The organism is Massilia consociata (assembly GCF_042432755.1).
Lineage (GTDB): Bacteria > Pseudomonadota > Gammaproteobacteria > Burkholderiales > Burkholderiaceae_D > Telluria > Telluria consociata.
In genome coordinates, this window is sequence record NZ_JBHLWP010000013.1 from 462,007 (window position 1) to 481,932 (window position 19,926).

General features: G+C 65.7%; 14 protein-coding genes. 9 read left to right on the plus strand and 5 right to left on the minus strand.

The annotated features are described in order from the left end of the window. Positions 1-149 precede the first annotated feature (149 nt). Positions 150-2,321 carry a putative bifunctional diguanylate cyclase/phosphodiesterase gene (locus tag ACFFJK_RS15410; protein ID WP_379680285.1) on the plus strand — a complete coding sequence of 724 codons (2,172 nt, stop codon included), beginning with the start codon at positions 150-152 and terminating at the stop codon, positions 2,319-2,321. A 48-nt stretch (positions 2,322-2,369) separates the two neighbouring features. Here ACFFJK_RS15410 and ACFFJK_RS15415 read toward each other — a convergent pair whose 3' ends face one another. From ACFFJK_RS15415 to aceE, 4 genes are all read right to left on the minus strand, one after another. Further along, complete coding sequence (locus ACFFJK_RS15415) at positions 2,370-2,582, minus strand: hypothetical protein (RefSeq protein ID WP_379680286.1); 213 nt, start codon at positions 2,580-2,582, stop codon at positions 2,370-2,372. Positions 2,583-2,811: 229 nt separating this feature from the next. Then, complete coding sequence (lpdA, locus tag ACFFJK_RS15420) at positions 2,812-4,674, minus strand: dihydrolipoyl dehydrogenase (RefSeq protein ID WP_379680288.1); 1,863 nt, start codon at positions 4,672-4,674, stop codon at positions 2,812-2,814. Positions 4,675-4,684: 10 nt separating this feature from the next. Next, complete coding sequence (gene aceF, locus ACFFJK_RS15425; RefSeq protein ID WP_379680289.1) at positions 4,685-6,352, minus strand: dihydrolipoyllysine-residue acetyltransferase; 1,668 nt, start codon at positions 6,350-6,352, stop codon at positions 4,685-4,687. A 133-nt stretch (positions 6,353-6,485) separates the two neighbouring features. Further along, positions 6,486-9,197, minus strand: a complete 2,712-nt coding sequence (gene aceE, locus ACFFJK_RS15430) for a pyruvate dehydrogenase (acetyl-transferring), homodimeric type (protein WP_379680291.1) — start codon at positions 9,195-9,197, stop codon at positions 6,486-6,488. A gap of 439 nt (positions 9,198-9,636) precedes the next feature. Between aceE and folD the strand changes: the two genes are divergently transcribed. The 7 genes from folD to ACFFJK_RS15465 all read left to right on the plus strand — a co-directional run bounded on the left by folD (position 9,637) and on the right by ACFFJK_RS15465 (position 17,232). Next, positions 9,637-10,545, plus strand: a complete 909-nt coding sequence (gene folD / locus ACFFJK_RS15435) for a bifunctional methylenetetrahydrofolate dehydrogenase/methenyltetrahydrofolate cyclohydrolase FolD (RefSeq protein WP_379680567.1) — start codon at positions 9,637-9,639, stop codon at positions 10,543-10,545. A gap of 22 nt (positions 10,546-10,567) precedes the next feature. Next, on the plus strand, positions 10,568-12,688 hold the full coding sequence (locus ACFFJK_RS15440) for a M3 family metallopeptidase (RefSeq protein WP_379680292.1): 2,121 nt from the start codon (positions 10,568-10,570) through the stop codon (positions 12,686-12,688). A gap of 44 nt (positions 12,689-12,732) precedes the next feature. Continuing rightward, on the plus strand, positions 12,733-13,158 hold the full coding sequence (locus ACFFJK_RS15445; RefSeq protein ID WP_379680293.1) for a DNA polymerase III subunit chi: 426 nt from the start codon (positions 12,733-12,735) through the stop codon (positions 13,156-13,158). Next, entirely contained in the window at positions 13,155-13,538 is a 384-nt protein-coding gene (locus ACFFJK_RS15450; protein WP_379680294.1) for a DUF2486 family protein, read from the plus strand. The genes ACFFJK_RS15445 and ACFFJK_RS15450 overlap by 4 nt, the downstream gene beginning before the upstream one ends. An 84-nt stretch (positions 13,539-13,622) precedes the next feature. Next, entirely contained in the window at positions 13,623-14,153 is a 531-nt protein-coding gene (locus ACFFJK_RS15455) for an REP-associated tyrosine transposase (RefSeq protein WP_379680295.1), read from the plus strand. A 109-nt stretch (positions 14,154-14,262) separates the two neighbouring features. Further along, the gene (locus ACFFJK_RS15460) at positions 14,263-16,422 is read left to right on the plus strand and encodes an NHL repeat-containing protein (RefSeq protein ID WP_379680296.1); all 2,160 of its coding nucleotides are present in this window, start codon (positions 14,263-14,265) and stop codon (positions 16,420-16,422) included. A 120-nt stretch (positions 16,423-16,542) separates the two neighbouring features. Next, positions 16,543-17,232: an NnrU family protein gene (locus ACFFJK_RS15465; RefSeq protein WP_379680297.1), complete on the plus strand. Its 690-nt coding sequence runs from the start codon at positions 16,543-16,545 to the stop codon at positions 17,230-17,232. 135 nt (positions 17,233-17,367) lie between these two features. Here ACFFJK_RS15465 and ACFFJK_RS15470 read toward each other — a convergent pair whose 3' ends face one another. After that, positions 17,368-17,997, minus strand: coding sequence for a hypothetical protein (locus tag ACFFJK_RS15470; RefSeq protein WP_379680298.1), 630 nt, complete (start codon positions 17,995-17,997; stop codon positions 17,368-17,370). Between the two features lie 278 nt (positions 17,998-18,275). Here ACFFJK_RS15470 and ACFFJK_RS15475 point away from each other — a divergent pair, with 278 nt between their 5' ends. Then, positions 18,276-19,838: an FAD-dependent monooxygenase gene (locus tag ACFFJK_RS15475; RefSeq protein WP_379680299.1), complete on the plus strand. Its 1,563-nt coding sequence runs from the start codon at positions 18,276-18,278 to the stop codon at positions 19,836-19,838. Positions 19,839-19,926: the final 88 nt, after the last annotated feature.

Below are 19,926 nucleotides of genomic sequence, written 5' to 3' on the forward strand. Positions count from 1 at the left end.
TACTGCGGGACTGATGCAATGCCGAACGCTTTTGCATCGCGGCATTCGTTCCGGGAATATATTCAACATTGGCTAGAATGAAAATGCGCCGCGGCAGGTAATGCGTTCCATGCCGGCCGTGGCGTTATTGCCAATTTCACCGGTAAAGTATGTCTTTTGATGACCTGAACGAAGCGCGCCGCCTCCATGTCCTGCACGCCTACGACATCCTCGACAGTGGTGCCGAAGACTGCTTCGACCGGCTGGTACGGCTGGCTGCAACACTATGCGGCACGCCCATGGCCGCGCTCTGTTTTGTCGACGCCGCCCGCGAGTGGCGTAAATCGCTTGTCGGCCTGGATGTGGCCGAGGTGGCGCGCCAGGATTCCCTTTGCGCGCAGGTCATCGCCAGCGGTGAAGAGCTTGTCGTTGCCGACCTGCGCGCCCTGCCCCGGGAGGCCGCGGCCGGCGTACCGGACAATTGGCGCTTCTTTGCCGGAATTCCGCTGCTCACGCACGACGGCTGTGTGCTTGGCGCACTGGTGGTCATCCATTGCGAACCTCATACCCCGACGCCAGGCCAGCTGGACGGTTTGCGAATCCTGGCGCAGGAAGTCATGGCGCGGCTCGAACTGCGCCGGTACGGCTGCGATCACGGAGCGTCGCACCGCGACCGCTTTCATCAGCTGGCCGACTCGATGCCCTACATCGTCTGGTCCGCGACACCGGAGGGCGTGATCGACTTCGCCAACCAGTCGATCATCGACTATGCCAATCTTCCCGACAGCAAGCGTATTGGCGAACAATGGATCGGACTGCTGCACCCGGACGACGTCGAGCGGACGCTCGCAACCTGGGCAGAATCGGTGCAGACAGGCGCCGTGTTCTCCGCCGAGTACCGTTTGCGCCGCGCAGACCAGGTCTACCGCTGGCACCTTGCCAAAGGCATGCCGATCCGGGACGGACAAGGAAACATCACGAAGTGGTACGGCACCACCACCGACATCCACGACATGAAGCTTGCCTACGAAGAGATCGGCAGGCTGGCCTTCTACGATACGCTGACCGGGCTGCCGAACAGGCAGTTGCTGATGGACCGCCTCGACCATGCCGTGACGCTGCATGCACGGCTCGGGCGGGTCGGCGCGGTGCTGCTGCTCGACCTGGACAACTTCAAGAACATCAACGACACGATTGGCCATGACAACGGCGACCTGCTGCTCGATCTCGTGGCCAGTCGCCTGCTGGCGAGCGTCGCCGAGCGCCATACGGTGGCGCGGCTCGGCGGCGACGAGTTCGTCATTATCCTGGAGGACATCGGGGCTTGCGAGGAGGCGGCGGCGCAACACGCCACCGAGGTGGCCCACCGGATCCTGGACGCACTGAACACCCCATTCAAGCTTGGAAGCTACGAGCGCCACATCACGCCGAGCATGGGGGTGGCCCTGTTCGGCTGCAGCACGCTGACCCTCACCGAACTGCTCAAGCGTGCCGACCTCGCGATGTACCAGGCGAAGGCGGCGGGCCGCAACATGGTCTGTTTCTTCGATCCGAAGATACAAGCGGCTGCGCTGGCACGCGCCATGCTGGAGGCGGAGTTGCGTCAAGGCCTGTCGCGCGGCGAATTCCTGCTCTATTACCAGCCCCAGCTGGACAGCGAAGGCGCCGTCACCGGCGTCGAGGCATTGGTGCGGTGGCGCCACCCGCAGCGCGGCATGGTGTCGCCTGCGGAATTCATCCCGGCAGCCGAAGACACCGGCCTGATCCTTCCTTTGGGCCGCTGGATCCTGGAAGAGGCGTGCGCGCAATTGGTGCGCCTGGCCGGTGGCCCGGTGGGACAGGACCTGCACATGTCGGTCAATGTCAGTGCGCTGCAGTTTCGCCAGCCAGGCTTCGTTGCCGATGTGCTGGCGGTGCTGGCCAGTTCCGGGGCGGATCCCCGCCGGCTGAAAATAGAGCTGACCGAATCGCTCCTGGTGGAGGACATCGAAAGCGCGATCGACAAGATCCAGTTACTGAAGCGGCATGGCGTATGTTTCTCGCTCGACGATTTCGGCACCGGCTACTCGTCGCTGTCGTACCTGAAGCGCTTGCCGCTCGACCAGCTCAAGATCGACCAGTCCTTCGTCCACAACCTGCTGCTCGACGCACGCGACCTGGCGATCGTCAACGCCATCATGGCGCTCGGGCAGGCGATGGGAATCGCCGTGATCGCCGAAGGCGTCGAAACGCAGGCGCAGCGCGAGTTGCTTGGACGCTGCGGCTGCACATCGTTCCAGGGTTATCTCTTCAGCCGGCCGCTCTCGAGCGAACAACTGCACGCCTTCCTGTCGCCGCATTGATGCCGCCGGATGCCCCACGGCATGATCTTCGGCCGACCAGGCGCCCGGCTATCGACTTGCCTTGGCCGGCTCGCCGAACTGGAGGAAACTCCAGTCATCGACGAAGAAAAGTAACAATCCGCCGTATGTCAGGAGCGCCGTGACAAGAACGAGCACGACACCCAGCAGCGGATAGATATTGAACAATGACCGCTTTTTCTCTACTTTTGCCGGATGATGAGCTTTCTGATGAGCTTCTTCTACTGGTCGCACGGTGGTCATGCTTGTCTACTGCTTCGGATGAAAGGCCGGCAGTATAGACACAAATTAACCAAGCTGAAACTATTGTTACTTCGATGCAAGTCAAATTGTTACTTTGTGTGATTTTCGAAGCATGTTTACGGTAAGCGCCACCGTAGCAGAAGCAAAAAGGCCGGGTCCTGTTCAACCAGGACCCGGCCTTTGATGTTTACCGGCTACCGTCGGTCTCCGACGCTTGCCGGCGCAGTGCTCACTTCTTGCGTGCCGGCGGCAGGTCGGTGCAGACGCCCTTGTAGGCTTCCGCCGCCATGCCGATCGATTCGCCCAGGGTCGGGTGCGGGTGGATGGTCTTGCCGATGTCCACGCCGTCCGCGCCCATCTCGATGGCCAGCGCCACCTCGCCGATCATGTCGCCGGCATTGGTGCCGACGATGGTGCCGCCGATGATGCGCTTGGTCTCGGCGTCGAACAGCAGCTTGGTGAAGCCTTCTTCGCGGCCGTTGGCGACCGCGCGGCCGCTGGCGTTCCACGGGAAGTGGCCCTTCTCGACGGCGATGCCCTTCTGCTTGGCTTCTTCCTCGGTCAGGCCGACCCACGCGACTTCCGGATCGGTGTAGGCCACCGACGGGATCACCTTGGCGTCGAAATAGGCCTTCTCGCCGTGCGCCGCCTCGGCCGCCACGTGGGCCTCGTGCACCGCCTTGTGCGCCAGCATCGGCTGGCCCACCAGGTCGCCGATGGCGAAGATGTGCGGCACGTTGGTGCGCATCTGGCCGTCCACGCCGATGAAGCCGCGGTCGGTCACCGCCACGCCGGCCTTCTCGGCGGCGATCTTCTTGCCGTTCGGGCTGCGGCCCACGGCCACCAGCACCAGGTCGTACAGCTGCGGTTCCGGCGCGGCCTGGCCTGCCTCGGCCGACTCGAACGTCACCTTGATCCCTTCCGGCAGCGCTTCCACGCCGACGGTCTTGGTCTTCAACATGATGTTGTCGAAGCGGTGCGCGTTGAACTTCTGCCAGACCTTGACGGCCTCGCGGTCCGCGCCCTGCATCAGGCCGTCCATCATCTCGACCACGTCGATGCGCGCACCCAGGGTCGAGTACACGGTTGCCATTTCCAGGCCGATGATGCCGCCGCCGATGACCAGCATGCGCTTCGGCACCTGGCGCAGTTCCAGCGCGCCGGTCGAATCGACGATGCGCGGGTCTTCCGGCACGAACGGCAGCTTCACCACCGAGGAGCCGGCGGCGATGATCGCTTTGGCGAACTTCACGACCTTTTTGCTGCCGTCGCCGGCCGTGACTTCGATGTGGTTCGGGGAGAGAAAACTGCCCACGCCCTGCACCACATTGACCTTGCGCGCCTTGGCCATGAAGTTCAGGCCGCCGGTCATCTTCTTGATCACGCCATCCTTGTACGCGCGCAGCTTGTCGATATCGACCTGCGGCGGGGCGAACGTGACACCGAGGTCGCCCATGTGCGCGGTCTCGTCCATGATGTGCGCCACGTGCAGCAGCGCCTTGGACGGGATGCAGCCCACGTTCAGGCACACGCCGCCCAGGGTCGCATACTTCTCGACCAGCACGGTGTTCATGCCGAGGTCGGCGGCGCGGAAGGCGGCCGAGTAGCCGCCCGGGCCGGCGCCCAGCACCATCATTTCGCATTCGATGTCGACCGGGCCGCCGTAGCTGGCCGCGCCCGGAGCCGGGGCGGCCGCCGGGGTGGCTGCCGGCGCCGGGTGGGCCGGCGCGTACGAGTCGGTCGGACCGGCGGCCGCGGTCGGCGCCGCGGCCTGCGTGCCGATCTGGGCGGCAGGCTTGTCGCTTGCCGCACCAGCGCCCGGTGCCGCAGCCGGTGCGGGCGCTGCACCCGCACCGGATTCCTCGACGATCAGCAGCAGCGAGCCTTCGTTCACCTTGTCGCCGACCTTGACCTTCAGTTCCTTGACCACGCCGGCGTTGGTCGACGGGATCTCCATGCTGGCCTTGTCCGATTCGACCGTCACCAGGGACTGGTCGACCTTGATGGTGTCGCCCGGCTTGACCAGGAGTTCGATGACTTCGACGTCCTTGAAATCGCCGATGTTCGGGACTTTTACTTCAACAGTGCTCATGCCCGGCTCCTTACAGAAGGGTCTTGCGCAGGTCGGCCAGGACGTCGGCCAGGTAGGCGGCGAAGCGCGCGGCGCCGGCGCCGTCGATCACGCGGTGGTCGTACGACAGCGACAGCGGCAGCATCAGGCGCGGCTGGAATGCCGAGCCGTCCCAGACCGGCTTCATCGCCGACTTCGACAGGCCGAGGATCGCGACTTCCGGTGCGTTGATGATCGGCGTGAAGGCCGTGCCACCGATGCCGCCCAGCGACGAGATGGTGAAGGTCGCGCCCTGCATCGCGGCCGGCGACAGCTTGCCGTCGCGTGCGGCTGCCGACAATTCGCCCATTTCGACGGCGATCTGCGAGATCGTCTTCTTGTCGGCGTCCTTCACGACCGGCACCACCAGGCCGTTCGGGGTGTCGGCGGCAAAGCCGATGTTGTAGTACTGCTTGACGATCAGGCTGGCGCCGTCTTCCGACAGCGACGAATTAAACTGCGGGAACTTCTTCAGCGCGGCGACCGAGGCCTTGATCACGAAGGCCAGCATGGTCAGCTTGACGGCCGACTTCTGCTTGGCCAGCGCGGCGTTCGAATCGACGCGGAACTGTTCCAGGTCGGTGACGTCGGCGTCCTCGAAGTGGGTCACGTGCGGGATCATGACCCAGTTGCGGTGCAGGTTCGGGCCCGAGATCTTCTTGATGCGCGGCAGGGCCACGGTTTCGGTCGGGCCGAACTTCGAGAAGTCCAGCGACGGCCATGGCAGCACGTCCAGGCCGACGCCCGAACCGCCTGCCTTTGCAGGAGCGCTTGCTGCCGGCGGCGCAGCCATCACGCCCTTGACGAAGTTCTGCACGTCGACCTGGGTGATGCGGCCTTTCGGGCCGGTGCCCGGCACGCGCGCCAGGTCCACGCCCAGTTCGCGGGCGAACTTGCGAATCGACGGCGAGGCGTGGGCCTTCGAGCCGGTGACGCCCGGCGCCGGTGCGGCTGCGGCAGGCGCTGGAGCAGCAGCAGGTGCGGACGCGGCGGCCGTGGCCGACGGTGCGGCTGCGGTAGGCGCAGGGGCGGCAGCGGCCGGTGCGGCAGCCGGCGCCCCGCCGGTCGACTCGACCAGCAGCACCAGCGAGCCCTTGGCGACCTTGTCGCCGACCTTGACCTTGATTTCCTTGACGGTGCCGGCGTGGCTGGACGGGATCTCCATGCTCGCCTTGTCCGACTCGACCGTGATCAGGGACTGGTCGACCTTGATCTGGTCGCCCGGCTTGACCATCAGCTCGATGACTTCGACTTCCTTGAAGTCGCCGATATCCGGCACGGTGACTTCGACGATGGCGCCGGCGCCAGCCGGCGCGGATGCTGCCGGGGCAGCGGCTGCAGGTGCAGGCGCGGCTTCCGCGGCAGGTGCGGCAGCCGGAGCAGCGGCAGCCGGTGCGGGCGCAGCAGCGGCGGCGCCGCCGCCGGCTTCCTCGACCAGCAGCACCAGCGAACCTTCGGCGACCTTGTCGCCGACTTTTACCTTGATTTCCTTGACGACGCCGGCGTGGCTGGCCGGGATTTCCATGCTCGCCTTGTCCGATTCGACCGTGATCAGGGACTGGTCGACCTTGATGGTGTCGCCCGGCTTGACCAGCAGTTCGATGACTTCGACTTCCTTGAAGTCGCCGATGTCGGGGACTTTGACTTCCACAATGCTCATAGTGTTAGCTCCAATTATTCTTTGAGTTAGCGCCTGAGTCGTCGTCCCCGCGCAGGCGGGGACCCAATTTTGCATGCAGGCTGCTCACGCAAAATTGGGCTCCCGCCTGTGCGGGAGCGACGCCTCTGAGCATTTACACGGTCACAGGATTCGGCTTGTTCTGGTCGATGCCGTACTTCTGGATCGCCTGGGTCACGATGGCGCGGTCGATCTTGCCTTCATCGGCCAGGGCGCGCAGCGATGCCACGGTGATGTAGTAGCGGTTCACTTCGAAGAACTCGCGCAGCTTGACGCGCGAATCCGAGCGGCCGAAGCCATCGGTGCCCAGCACCTTGTAGGTGCGGTCCTTCGGCATGAAGCCGCGGATCTGCTCGGCGAACAGGCGCATGTAGTCGGTGGTGGCGACGATCGGGCCGGCGGTGTTCTGCAGCAGCGAGGTCACGTACGGCACGCGCTGCTCGGCGTCCGGGTTGACCATGTTCCAGCGCTCGGCATCCTGGCCGTCGCGCGCCAGCAGCGTCAGCGACGGAGCCGACCACACGTCCGCATCGACGCCCCAGTCGTTCTTCAGCAGCTCGCTTGCTGCGATCGACTCGCGCAGGATGGTGCCGCAACCGATCAGCTGGACGCGCTTGGCGCTGGCGGCGTCGCCTTCGATCGGCGCGCCTTCCTGCAGCAGGTACATGCCCTTCAGGATGCCCTCTTCCTGGCCCGGCTTCAGGCCCGGGTGGGCATAGTTCTCGTTCATGATGGTGATGTAGTAGAACACATCCTCCTGCTCCTGCACCATGCGGCGCAGGCCGTCCTGGATGATCACCGCCACTTCGTGCCCGAAGGTCGGGTCGTAGGGAATGCAGTTCGGGACCGTGGCCGCGATGACGTGGCTGTGGCCGTCCTCGTGCTGCAGGCCTTCGCCGTTCAGCGTGGTACGGCCGGCAGTGCCGCCCATCAGGAAGCCGCGGGCACGGATGTCGCCCGCCAGCCAGACCAGGTCGCCCACGCGCTGCATGCCGAACATCGAGTAGAACGTGTAGAACGGGATCATGGTGCGGTTGTTCGACGAGTACGAGGTCGCCGCGGCGATCCACGAGCTCATGCCGCCCGCTTCGTTGATGCCCTCCTGCAGGATCTGGCCGGCCTTGTCTTCACGGTAGTACATCACCTGGTCGCGGTCGACCGGCTCGTACAGCTGGCCCTGCTGGTTGAAGATGCCGATCTGGCGGAACAGGCCTTCCATGCCGAAGGTACGCGATTCGTCGACCAGGATCGGCACGATGCGCTGGCCGATGCTCGGGTCCTTCAGCAGGCTGGTGATGACGCGCACGTACGACTGCGTGGTCGAGATCTCGCGGCCTTCCGCGGTCGGCTCGAGCACGGCCTTGAAGGTTTCCAGCGGCGGCACGACCAGCTGCTCGTCCGCCTTGGAACGGCGCTGCGGCAGGTAGCCGCCCAGGGCCTTGCGGCGCTCGTGCAGGTACTGCATCTCCGGCGCGTCGTCGGACGGCTTGAAGAACGGGATCTCGGCCAGCTTGTCGTCCGGGATAGGGATGTTGAAACGGTCGCGCATCTCGCGGATGGCGGCGTCGTCCAGCTTCTTGGTCTGGTGCGCGGTATTGCGCGCCTCGCCCGACTTGCCCATGCCGAAGCCCTTGACGGTCTTCACCAGCAGCACGGTCGGGGTGCCCTTGTTTTCCTGCGCGTTCTTGAACGCGGCGTAGATCTTGTGCGGGTCGTGGCCGCCGCGGGTCAGGCGCCAGATGTCGTCGTCGCTCATGTTGGCGACCATCTTGAGCAGCTCCGGGTGCTTGCCGAAGAAGTGCTTGCGCACGTAGGCGCCGTCCTTGGCCTTGTAGTTCTGGTATTCGCCGTCCACGGTTTCCATCATCACGCGCTGCAGGATGCCGTCCTTGTCCTTGGAGAGCAACGCATCCCACTGCGAGCCCCAGATGACCTTGACGACGTTCCAGCCGGCGCCGCGGAAGTCCGATTCCAGTTCCTGGATGATCTTGCCGTTGCCGCGTACCGGGCCGTCCAGGCGCTGCAGGTTGCAGTTGACGACCATGACCAGGTTGTCGAGGCGCTCGCGCGCGGCCATGCCGATCGCGCCCATCGATTCCGGCTCGTCCATCTCGCCGTCGCCGCAGAAGACCCAGACCTTGCGGTTCTCGGTGTTGGCGATGCCGCGTGCGTGCAGGTACTTCAGGAAGCGCGCCTGGTAGATCGCCATCAGGGGCCCCAGGCCCATCGAGACGGTCGGGAACTGCCAGAAGTCCGGCATCAGTTTCGGGTGCGGGTACGACGACAGGCCCTTGCCGTCGACTTCGCGGCGGAAGTTCAGCAGCTGCTCTTCGGTGATGCGGCCTTCCAGGTAGGCGCGCGCGTAGATGCCGGGCGAAGAGTGGCCCTGGATGTACAGCAGGTCGCCGCCATGCTCTTCGGTCGGGGCGTGCCAGAAGTGGTTGAAGCCGATGCCCAGCATGTTCGCCAGCGAGGCGAAGGACGAGATGTGGCCGCCCAGGTCGCCGTCGGCACGGTTGGCCTTGACCACCATCGCCATCGCGTTCCAGCGCATCCACGAGCGCAGGCGCTCTTCGTATTCGAGGTTGCCCGGGCAGTTCACGTTCAGGTGCGCCGGGATGGTGTTCACGTAGGCGGTATTGCTCGAGAACGGGATGTGGGCGCCGCGGCGGCGCGCCAGGTCGACCATGCGCTCCATCAGATAATGCGCGCGCTCGGTGCCTTCATGTTCGATCACCGCTTCCAGCGCGTCCAGCCATTCCTGGGTTTCGAGCGTATCCGGGTCGTTGGCAGCTTGTGCCGTCAACTGGTCGAGTTGAGCTGACATGTAATGCGTCTCCTTAGAGTGTCGCCCCACCCGTTCCCTGAAAATGGCTGGCGGCGATATGGTGAAATTTCAAATATCTGAAAATAAACCGTTCGATTCTACCAGTGGATTTTGCCTTTTTCAAATTGCGATATGTAATTTCACATTGCGAAATTCCATGCTGCGACCGCACATTTTCGTAGGGTGGTCGGCTTCGCCGACCACGCGTTCAAATCCGGCGCGAATTGACGCGGGGGCTGTTCATCATGCGCTTGAACGCGCGGACGGCAGAGCCGTCCGCCCTGCAGACCATCGTATATCGAAGCGGCTGCCGGCCACTCCCCCTTTGGCGGAGCGAAAGGTAAATATGACAATGCTTGGCCCGCCGCGGCGCGCGATTCAGGGTGCATTGCGGGCGCGGGCCTTATAATTTCATTTTTGCCTAGCCATGAGCCAGAACATGCCAGCCCAGAACATCGACGGAGTCCTCCTTTCCCAACAACTGCGCGGCGAGATCGCCCAGCGCGCCGCCAAGCTGACCGCTGCCGGCAGGCAGCCCGGCCTGGCCGTGATCCTGGTCGGCGAGGACCCGGCGAGCCACGTCTACGTGCGCAACAAGGTCAAGGCCTGCGGCGACGTGGGCTTCCACTCTGTGCTGGAGAAATACGACGCCGACCTGACGGAACAGGCCCTGCTGGACCGTATCGCCGCGCTGAACGCCGACCCGAGCATCCACGGCATCCTGGTGCAGATGCCGCTGCCGAAGCACATCGACCCGAGCAAGGTCATCGAGGCGATCGCCACCAGCAAGGATGTCGACGGCTACTCGGTGCTGTCGGCCGGCGAACTGGTCGCCAACCTGCCGGGCTTCCGCCCCTGCACGCCCTACGGCTGCATGAAGCTGATCGAGACCACCGGCATCGACCTGCGCGGCAAGCACGCGGTCGTGATCGGCCGTTCCAATACCGTCGGCAAGCCGATGGCGCTGCTGCTCTTGCAAGGCAACGCCACCGTCACCATCTGCCATAGCGCAACGCCGGACCTGGGCTACCATACCCGCCAGGCCGACGTGGTCGTCGCCGCCGTCGGCCGCCGCAATACGCTTACCGCCGACATGGTCAAGCCGGGCGCCGTCGTGATCGACGTCGGCATGAACCGCGACGACGCCGGCAAGCTGTGCGGCGACGTGGACTATGCGGGCGTACGCGAAGTCGCGTCGCACATCACGCCGGTGCCGGGCGGCGTCGGTCCGATGACGATCACCATGCTGTTGATGAACACGGTGGAGTCCGCCGAGCGCGTGCACTCCAGCAGCCAGAACTGCCCCAGCCAGGCAACGGGAATGGAACCGAAGCCCGGCGTGGCATAACCCAGAACCAGGAAGGAACACCATGACGACTGACACCAGCAATCCTCTCCTCGATTTCTCGAGCCTGCCGCGCTTCGACCTGTTCCGCCCGGAGCACGTCACGCCGGCCATCGAACAGTTGATCAAGGAAGCCGCCGAGGTCGTCACCCGGCTCGAAGCGCCGCAAGAGAACGTGTCCTGGGACAGCTTCGTGGTGCCGCTCGAGGAAGCCACCGAGCGCCTGGGCCGCGCCTGGGGCGTGGTCAACCACCTGAACCACGTGGCCGACACGCCCGAGCTGCGCGCCACCTACAACGAGAACCAGCCGAAGGTCACCGAGTTCTGGACCTCCCTCGGCCAGAACGAGGCGCTGTTCGCCAAGTACAAGCTGCTCCGCGCCAGCGCTGAATACGACAGCCTCACGCCTGCCCGCAAGCGCATCGTCGAGAACGCGCTGCGCGACTTCCGCCTGGGCGGCGCCGAGCTGCCGGAAGATAAAAAGCAGCGCTTCGCCGACATCCAGGAACAGCAGGCCGCCACCTCGACCCGCTTCTCGCAGAACGTGCTCGACGCGACCAACGACTACAAGCTGCTGGTCGAGAGCGAAGAAGAACTGTCGGGCATTCCGGACGACGTGAAGCTTGCGGCCCGCGCCAGCGCCGAGAAGGACGGCAAGGCCGGCTGGCAGTTCAGCCTGCACTTCCCGTCCTACTACCCGGTGCTGCAGTTCTGCGATAACCGCTCCTTGCGCGAAACCATCTACCGCGCCAGCGCCACCAAGGCCTCCGACGCCGGCACCATGTTCAGCAAGCTTGCTGAATGGGACAACACCGGGAACATCGTCAAGCTCCTGCAGCTGCGCCACGAAGAAGCCCAGCTGCTGGAGTACGCCAACTTCGCCGAAGTGTCGCTGGTGCCGAAGATGGCGGAGAGCCCGCAGCACGTGGTGGAATTCCTGGAAGACTTGGCGAAGCGCGCGCGCCCCTTCGCCGAGAAGGACCTGGAAGAGCTGCGCGCCTTCGCTAGAAGCGAGCTGGGCATCGAAGACCTGCAATCCTGGGACGTGGCCTACGCCTCGGAAAAGCTGCGCGAGCAGCGCTATGCCTTCTCCGAGAAGGAAGTGAAGGAATACTTCCCCGAACCGAAGGTCGTGCAGGGACTGTTCACGGTCATCCAGGACCTGTTCGGCGTGCAGATCAAGGCCGATGAAGCGCCCGTGTGGCATCCGGACGTGCGCTTCTTCCGCATCGAACGCGACGGCGAACTGGTGGGGCAGTTCTACCTCGACCTGTATGCGCGCGAGGGCAAGAACCAGGGCGCCTGGATGGACGACGCGCGCGGCCGCCGCCTGACCACGGGCGGCATCGTGCAGACCCCGATCGCCTACCTCACCTGCAACTTCACGCCACCGGCAACGGTGGACGGCAAGCTGCAACCGTCGCTGTTCACGCACGACGAAGTCATCACCCTGTTCCACGAGTTCGGCCACGGCCTGCACCACATGCTGACCGAAGTCGAGGAACTGTCGGTATCGGGCATCTCGGGCGTGGAATGGGATGCGGTGGAACTGCCTTCGCAGTTCATGGAAAACTTCTGCTGGGAGTGGGACAAGCTGCAGCAGATGACCGCCCACGTGAAGACGGGCGAACCGCTGCCGCGTCTGCTCTACGACAAGATGCTGGCGGCGAAGAACTTCCAGTCCGGGATGATGACGCTGCGCCAGGTCGAGTTCTCGCTGATCGACATGCACCTGCACTACGACTTCGACCCGGCCAGCGAGCGCACCGTGCAGGCCCTGATCGACGACATCCGCAGGCAGTTCTCGGTGATGATCCCGCCGTCCTTCAACCGCTTCCAGCACTCGTTCGGCCACATCTTCTCGGGCGGCTACGCGGCCGGCTACTACAGCTACAAGTGGGCCGAGGTGCTGTCCGCCGACGCCTATGCGGCGTTCGAGGAGGCGCTGGAGTCCGGCCAGCTGCAGGAGACCGGCAAGCGCTTCCAGCGCGAGATCCTGGCGGTGGGCGGCTCGCGCCCGGCGCTGGAATCGTTCAGGGCCTTCCGCGGCCGCGAGCCCTCGATCGACGCGCTGCTGCGCCATAGCGGCATGGTTCAGGCCGATATTGCGCAGGCCGGCCAGTCCCAGGGCGGCATGAACGCCTGATGTCCCGAGGGCGGCCCGTGCCGCCCTCTTTCCTTGCAAGCACCATGACCCGCATCGACTTCCATACCAACATCCCGGACAAGCTGTCCTACGCCTGCCGCCTGGCCCGCAAAGCCTATGCCGCCAAGGCCAGGGTCGTGCTGCTGGCCGAGGATGCCGCCCAGGCCGAAGCGCTGAACGCGGCGCTGTGGACGGTCTCGAGCACCGATTTCATCCCGCACGTCCTGGCCGGCGATCCGCTGGCGGGCCAGACGCCGGTCATCGTCACCTTCGATGAAGGCGCGCCACTGCCACATCATGAGATGCTGGTCAACCTCACCCGCCGCACGCCGGCTACACTGGCGAAGTTCGCGCGCGTGTTCGAGATCATCTCCACCGACGAAGCGGACGCCGCCGAGGGCCGCAAGCGCTACGTCGCCTACAAGAAGCAGTCCTACCCCCTGACCCACTTCGTCGCAGGACAGTCATGAGCCAGAACGCCGCTTTCGACCCGAGCATCCCCGTGTTGACGGAAGTCGTGTCCGAGCCGGTCATCCCGCCGGCGCCGGCAGCCGCGCCTCCCGAGCCGCCCGAACCGCTGGCGCAGCAGCTGGAACGCCGTGCCAGCGAGCGCTGGACCGGCGAGGAATGGAGCGTGCTGGAGCGCCGCGTGACCGAGCGCGTGCTGCAGCAACTGCAGGGCCGCGTCGACTTCGTGCTCGAGCAGCGCGTGCGCGACGCCATGGCCGACGCCATGCAGCGCACGCTCGAAACCTTCACCGCCGACCTGCGCGAAGGGCTGCACGAGGCGCTGGGCGAGATCGTCAGCAAGGCCGTGTCGCAGGAAATCGAATACCTGCGCACGCAGTAGGGTGGACGGCTTCGCCGTCCGCGCGTCCAACTTCCCTTTGATCGGACGCACCTTCTAATTCCGGCGGCAACTTAACATGCGCCGATGCCCCACTACCGCCGCGCCCTGACCGGCACGACCTACTTTTTCACGGTCGTCACCCACCGCCGCCCGATCCTCTGTGACGATGCGATACGCGCCGCGCTTCGCCATGCCATCGAACGCGTACGCATCCGGTTTCCGTTTACAACCGATGCGATGGTCTTGATGCCGGATCACCTCCACTGCATATGGACGCTTCCCGACGACGATACCAACTTCTCGATTCGCTGGACGCAGATCAAGCACCACGTCTCGTATTCCTGCGGCCACTTGTATCCGATGACCCTGTCGAAGTCGAGGCAAGAACGCGGGGCCGCGCCTATCTGGCAGCGCCGCTTTTGGGAACATCAGATCCGGAACGAGGTCGATATGGAGCGACACGTGGATTACATTCATTTCAATCCGGTGAAGCATGGATTGGCGAAGCATGCATCGGAATGGCCATTCTCAACATTTGGACGGTTTGTGCGCACGGGAATATACCCGGCCGATTGGGGCGGCAACCCCGCATGCGACGGGATGGAGTTCGAATAGGTGTCGCCACGACGCATCCGTGCGTTGAACGCGCGGCCGGCCAAGCCGGCCACCCTACGATGAAACTTCCGTTAAGATTGCAGCCTCTGCAATTCATCCAGCGGCTTCAGTGAACCGAAAGATCCTCATCGCGGCGCTTGCGGGCGCGGGCATCCTGGCGGCCGGCGCCGTCCTGTATTTCACCGACACCATCGAGCGCCAGCCGGGCGCGCTGGCCGTGTTCACCCCGAAAGCCGCGAAGACGCAGGCGTTCTGGCCGGCGCGTGTGACCACCCTGGCCGGGGAAGGCATCCCGGGCGCGGTCGACGGCCCGGCCGCATCGAGCCGCTTCGACGACCCCTTCGGCGTCGCCGTCGATGCCAAAGGCAGGATCCATGTCGCCGACGCCGGCGACGCCAATCGCATCCGCGCCATCGCGCCGGACGGCACGGTGACCACCTTCGCCGGCGGCCGCGAAGGCTTTGCCGACGGCGTGGGCACCGCCGCCGCCTTCCACACCCCGTCCGCCCTCGCCTTCGACCACGAAGGCAACCTGTACGTGGCCGACACCGGCAACCACGCGATCCGGAAAATCGACCAGGACGGCAGCGTCACCACGCTGGCCGGCGACGGCACCCCGGGCGAGCTCGATGGCATCGGGCGCGCGGCCCGCTTCAACGGCCCGGTCGGCCTGGCGGTCGACCATGCCGGCATCGTCTACGTGGCCGATACCTACAATGACCGCATCCGCCGCATCGGCAAGGACGGCAGCGTGACGACGGTCGCCGGCGGCGCCAGGCCGGGCAATGCGGACGGTCTTGCCACGGCAGCGGGCTTCGACACGCCCAGCGCCATCGCCGTCGCCGTGGACGGCACGCTCTACGTCGCCGATACCGGCAACAATGCGATCCGCCGCGTCAGCCCGGATGGCATGGTGACGACCATCGCCCAGCCGCGCGAAGGCGAACAGCGTCCCGTGCTGCGCCGTCCGGTGGGCCTGGCGCTCACCCACGACGGCTACCTGTACATCGCGGCCAGCTCGGGCGGGCGCATCCTGCAGCTCACGCCGGAGGGCGAATACCGGGCGCTGGCCGATGCGGACGTGCCGCCGGCCGCCGACGGCTTCGGCGCCGACGGCACGGTGCAGTTCTACGGCCCGCGCGGCATCGCGGTCGAGCGCGACGGCAGCCTGGTGGTGGCGGACGCGAATGCCCACCGCCTGCACCGCCTGTCGAGTCCCCGCCCCGAAGAAGCGGCCCCGGCCCGCCCGCAGCCGGTGGCCGTGCGGCGCACCGAACCGATGCCCTGGCCGGTCGGCCCCCAGGACACCGTCCACGAAGTCGTCGGCGTGATGGGCGAGGTGCGCGGCAGCTACAACGGCGACAGCCGCCACCACTTCCACGCCGGCCTCGACGTGCGCGCCGACGTGGGCGCGAAAGTGCTGGCCGTGTTTCCCTCGAAGGTGTCGGACCCGTATGCCAACTGGGGTTTCAACACGCTCAGCGAGGGCATCAGCGTCGGCCCGCTGTCGTACATCCACATGCGGGTCGGCCGCGACACGCGCGGCAATGCGTTGGATGCGCGCTTCCAGGTCCTGCGCAGCGAAGACCCCAAGGCGCGCGGCAAGGCCGAGCGCGTGCGGGTGCCGCGCGGCACCCGCTTCGCGGTCGGCGACCCGCTCGGCACCATCAACGCGATGGCGCACGTGCACCTCGACTACTACCAGGGCGGCGCGGTGGTCAATCCCCTGAGCCTGCCCTTCGTGGGCTTTACCGACACCGTGCCGCCGACGATCAACAGCATCACCCTGTTCGACAGCCAGGGAAAGCGGCTGAGTGCACCGAAGGGAAAGCGGGGCGAACCGCTGCGCGTGCCGCGCGCGCTGGGCGAAGTCAACGTGGTCGTCGATGCCTACGACCAGGTGGACGGCAACCTGGCGCGCCGCCGCCTGGGCCTGTACCAGCTCGGCTACCAGCTGCTGCGCGCCGACGGCACGCCCCTGCCCGGCTATGAGCGCCCGCGCATTACCCAGGTCTATGACCGCTTGCCGCGCAACCAGGATGCGGTCAAGGCCGTGTATGCGCCCGACAGCGGCATCACCGTGTACGGCAGCAAGACCACCCGCTTCGCGTATGCGCTGCACAGCCGCCTGCGCGACGGCGAAGTCGAGACCGGCAGCTGGCAAGTCGGCGGCCTGGCGCCGGGCGCGTACATCCTGCGCATCCATGCGGCCGACTATGCCGGCCATGTCGCGCGCGAGCGACGCGACCTGCCGCTCGTCATCGAATAGCCGGCAGATCAGCCCGGAGCGCAGTGAGCGACGCATGACGCACGTTTGCCTCGATCGACAAGTTGACATTCCTGCATTTGCTATAGTCGGCGCTCCCCGACAATCACCGAGGAGCAGCGCATGGACGGATCGATGTTGCTGCTGGCCTGCGCCGGCGCGTTCGTAGGGTCGCATTTCCTCCTGTCCCACCCCTTGCGCCGTCCCCTGGTGGGTGCGCTGGGCGAAAAAGCTTTCCTGGCGCTATATTCCGTCGTGGCCTTCGCCACCCTGGGCGCCATCGCCTGGGCCTACCCGAGGACCCCGACTACCGCGCCGCTGTGGCAGGTCGGCGACGGCATGTGGGCGCTGGCCACGGTCCTGATGCTGGCCGCTTCCATCATGCTGCTCGGCTCGCTGGTGGGCAACCCGGCCATGCCCGGCGCCACCAACGCGGCCAGCGCCGAGGCCCGCGGCGTGTACGGCATCACCCGGCATCCGATGCTATGGGCCTTCGCCATCTGGGGCATGGTGCACATCCTGGTGTATCCGGTGACAAAAAACATCATCGTCGCGGTGGCCATCATCGTGCTGTCGCTGGGCGGCGCGGCGCTCCAGGACCGCAAGAAGGCGGCCCTCGATCCGCAGGGCTGGGTTGCCTGGGAAAGCCGCACCAGCTACTGGCCTTTCGCCGCCATCCTCCAGGGCCGGGCGCGCTTCGGCGGCTTCGGCGCCCATGCGCTGGGCGGCGGCCTGCTGGTCTGGCTGCTGGCGACCTGGGCGCATATTCCGCTGGCCGGGCGGGCGGCAGGGATCTGGTACTGGCTGGCCTGACGGCGCTGGCTGCCAATCTCTGCTCAACGTCCTGGAGTTGGCTGACGGCAGGAAAAATCGGCAGCCGCCAGCGGCACATCCTTCAAGCCCTGCTGCAAGCGGGCGACGGGGATCGCGTAACGCGGGCGCACGCTGTCAGCGGTGACGCGGTAGTAGGCCGCATGTCGTTCCGCCCAGCGGCTGTTGTATTCCTCGCGCGTGATCGCCAGGTCGGCGGCAAATTCGCCATAGTCGATTTCCTGCTTCAAGGAAGCGGTCCAGCAAGGCAGCCAATGAATGCCCCCCCCCTTCAACGACCAGGTGGTACTGCCCGTCGCGGCTTCTTGCAAGGGGCCAGGACCTATAGCGCAGCATTTCCAGTGCCGTGCCATTCGAATTGAGCAGCATCAGCTTTGCGGGCTCGGCGGGGCCGACTTTCATTGCGCCCCAATGGCTGCCGGTCACCGCGTAAAACTCGTCGCCAATGTCCGCTCCCGCCACATGCTGCAGCACACGCGCCTTGAACCAGGTTGGAGGCGGGTTCAAGCAAATGGAAACCATGGTGCTGCCATCGGCGTTGGTCCGCGATTCGGGACAATCGTAGCCCTTCAGGTAATCGGTGGCGACGACCTCCGTTACAACCAACGTCAAGCTTCCCGCGCCGTCTTCAAACCTGGCATAGGTGGTTGGCACTTCCCGCGCGAAGGGCGACGCCGCCCATGCCGCTGGCCATGGCGCGGCGAGGATCACGGCCATCAGGATCGATTGTTTGGAGCTATGGAACATGGGACTCCTGGCAGGGTTGGCGGGAGGCAGTTGTCAATGCCGATTCTAGCTTGCCGCGATCTGGCGAAATGCGCGCATTACCACAGGCAGCATTTCCCGTGGCACGGTAAGGCCTGACCTAAATCGAAACGAAACTGTTGAGCAGGCAGTACTGGCGTATATGGCAGAGATCAATAGCGGAATCTGACGACAACAATTTTTGCGGCACTTCCCTCTGGAGCGGAACATTTTCCCCACGCCGGCATCTGTGCAAGTACGACCCGCAGCAGGAGACGAAGATGGACCGTTACGACGTACTCATCACGGGCGCCGGACCCATCGGCATGGTGCTGGCGCTGGCGCTGGCCAAGCAGGGCATCAGGGTCTGCATCGTGGACAAGGCGGCCGGGCCGGGCACGACCTCGCGCGCGATGGCGGTGCAGGCGCGCACGCTGGAGCTGTACCGCCCGCTGGGGCTGGCCGACGAGGTGGTTGCCGCCGGCAAGCGCAACCCCGCCATCAACCTGTGGGTCAAGGGCAAGCGCCGCGCCCACCTGGACTTTCAATCCGCCGGCGCGCGCCTGACGCCCTACCCGTTCGTGCTGATCTACCCGCAGGATGCGCACGAGCAACTGCTCGAGCGGCACCTGGCGGCGGCGGGCGTGTCGGTCCAGCGCCAGACCGAGCTGGCCGGCTTCGAGGACCGCGGCGACCACGTGGTGGCGCGCCTGCGCCGCGCCGTGCGCGGCCAGCCCAACGACGTGCAGGTCGAGGCGCGCTACCTGGCCGGCTGCGACGGCGCGCGCTCCTTCGTGCGGCGCAATCTCGGCACCGGCTTTGCCGGCGGCACCTACGACCAGCTGTTCTACGTGGCCGACGTCCAGGCGCGCGGGCCGGCCGCCAACGGCGAAATCCACCTGTCGCTCGAGACCTCGGATTTCGTGCTCCTGCTCGGCTACACCGATACCGGGCGCGGGCGCCTGGTCGGAACCATCCGCGGCGAACGCGACGCGCAGGGAGACGGCTTGACGTTCGACGACGTCAGCCGCCGCGCGATGGGCAGCCTGGGTCTGGAAGTCGAGCAGGTGCACTGGTTCTCGACCTACCGCGTGCACCACCGGGTGACCGCCCATTACCGGCGCGGCCGCGTGTTCCTGCTCGGCGACGCGGCCCACGTGCACAGCCCGGCCGGGGGCCAGGGCATGAACACCGGCATCGGCGACGCCATCAACCTGGGCTGGAAACTGGCCGAAGTGGTGCGCGGCGACGCCCCGGACAGCCTGCTCGACACCTACGAAACCGAGCGCATCGCCTTCGCGCGCAAGCTGGTGGAGACCACCGACCGCATGTTCAGCTTCGTCACCGCGGAGGGCAACTTCGCCGACTTCGCCCGCACCCGTATCGCCCCGCTGTTCGCCAGCGTCGCCTACGGCATCGGGCCGGTGCGCGAGCTGCTGTTCCGAATCATTTCGCAGACCACGCTCCACTACCGCGACAGCCCCCTGAGCAGCGGCGCCGCCGGCCGCGTGCATGGCGGCGACCGCCTGCCCTGGGTGGCGCGCCAGGGGGTGGACAATCACGCGCCGCCGGCACGGATCGACTGGCAGGTGCACGTCTACGGCCAGGCCTACCCGGACCTGCGTGCCTGGTGCGACCGCCACGGCATGATCCTGCGCGAGTTCGAATGGGGCCAGGAGCACGAGGACGCCGGCTTCGCGCGCGACGCGGGCTACCTCGTCCGCCCGGACGGCCACGTGGCCCTGTGCGACCCGGGCGCCTCGGCGCAGGCGCTGGAAGACTATTTCTGCGCGCTCGGCTACCGCCATTTCATGGTCTGCGAACCTAGAAAGACAGTTCTATGAGTGGGGCATAAATTGCATCCCACATAGGTATTTTTATAGACATTGATGTCTAGATACTCTATCGTCGATGCGTACCTTCCCTCATCGA

What these genes read in the sequence shown, in the direction of transcription:
- ACFFJK_RS15410 (WP_379680285.1), top strand. Translation starts at nt 150, where the DNA reads ATGTCTTTTGATGACCTGAACGAAGCGCGCCGCCTCCATGTCCTGCAC.
- ACFFJK_RS15415 (WP_379680286.1), bottom strand. Translation starts at nt 2,582, where the DNA reads ATGACCACCGTGCGACCAGTAGAAGAAGCTCATCAGAAAGCTCATCAT.
- lpdA (WP_379680288.1), bottom strand. Translation starts at nt 4,674, where the DNA reads ATGAGCACTGTTGAAGTAAAAGTCCCGAACATCGGCGATTTCAAGGAC.
- aceF (WP_379680289.1), bottom strand. Translation starts at nt 6,352, where the DNA reads ATGAGCATTGTGGAAGTCAAAGTCCCCGACATCGGCGACTTCAAGGAA.
- aceE (WP_379680291.1), bottom strand. Translation starts at nt 9,197, where the DNA reads ATGTCAGCTCAACTCGACCAGTTGACGGCACAAGCTGCCAACGACCCG.
- folD (WP_379680567.1), top strand. Translation starts at nt 9,637, where the DNA reads ATGCCAGCCCAGAACATCGACGGAGTCCTCCTTTCCCAACAACTGCGC.
- ACFFJK_RS15440 (WP_379680292.1), top strand. Translation starts at nt 10,568, where the DNA reads ATGACGACTGACACCAGCAATCCTCTCCTCGATTTCTCGAGCCTGCCG.
- ACFFJK_RS15445 (WP_379680293.1), top strand. Translation starts at nt 12,733, where the DNA reads ATGACCCGCATCGACTTCCATACCAACATCCCGGACAAGCTGTCCTAC.
- ACFFJK_RS15450 (WP_379680294.1), top strand. Translation starts at nt 13,155, where the DNA reads ATGAGCCAGAACGCCGCTTTCGACCCGAGCATCCCCGTGTTGACGGAA.
- ACFFJK_RS15455 (WP_379680295.1), top strand. Translation starts at nt 13,623, where the DNA reads ATGCCCCACTACCGCCGCGCCCTGACCGGCACGACCTACTTTTTCACG.
- ACFFJK_RS15465 (WP_379680297.1), top strand. Translation starts at nt 16,543, where the DNA reads ATGGACGGATCGATGTTGCTGCTGGCCTGCGCCGGCGCGTTCGTAGGG.
- ACFFJK_RS15470 (WP_379680298.1), bottom strand. Translation starts at nt 17,997, where the DNA reads ATGTTCCATAGCTCCAAACAATCGATCCTGATGGCCGTGATCCTCGCC.
- ACFFJK_RS15475 (WP_379680299.1), top strand. Translation starts at nt 18,276, where the DNA reads ATGGACCGTTACGACGTACTCATCACGGGCGCCGGACCCATCGGCATG.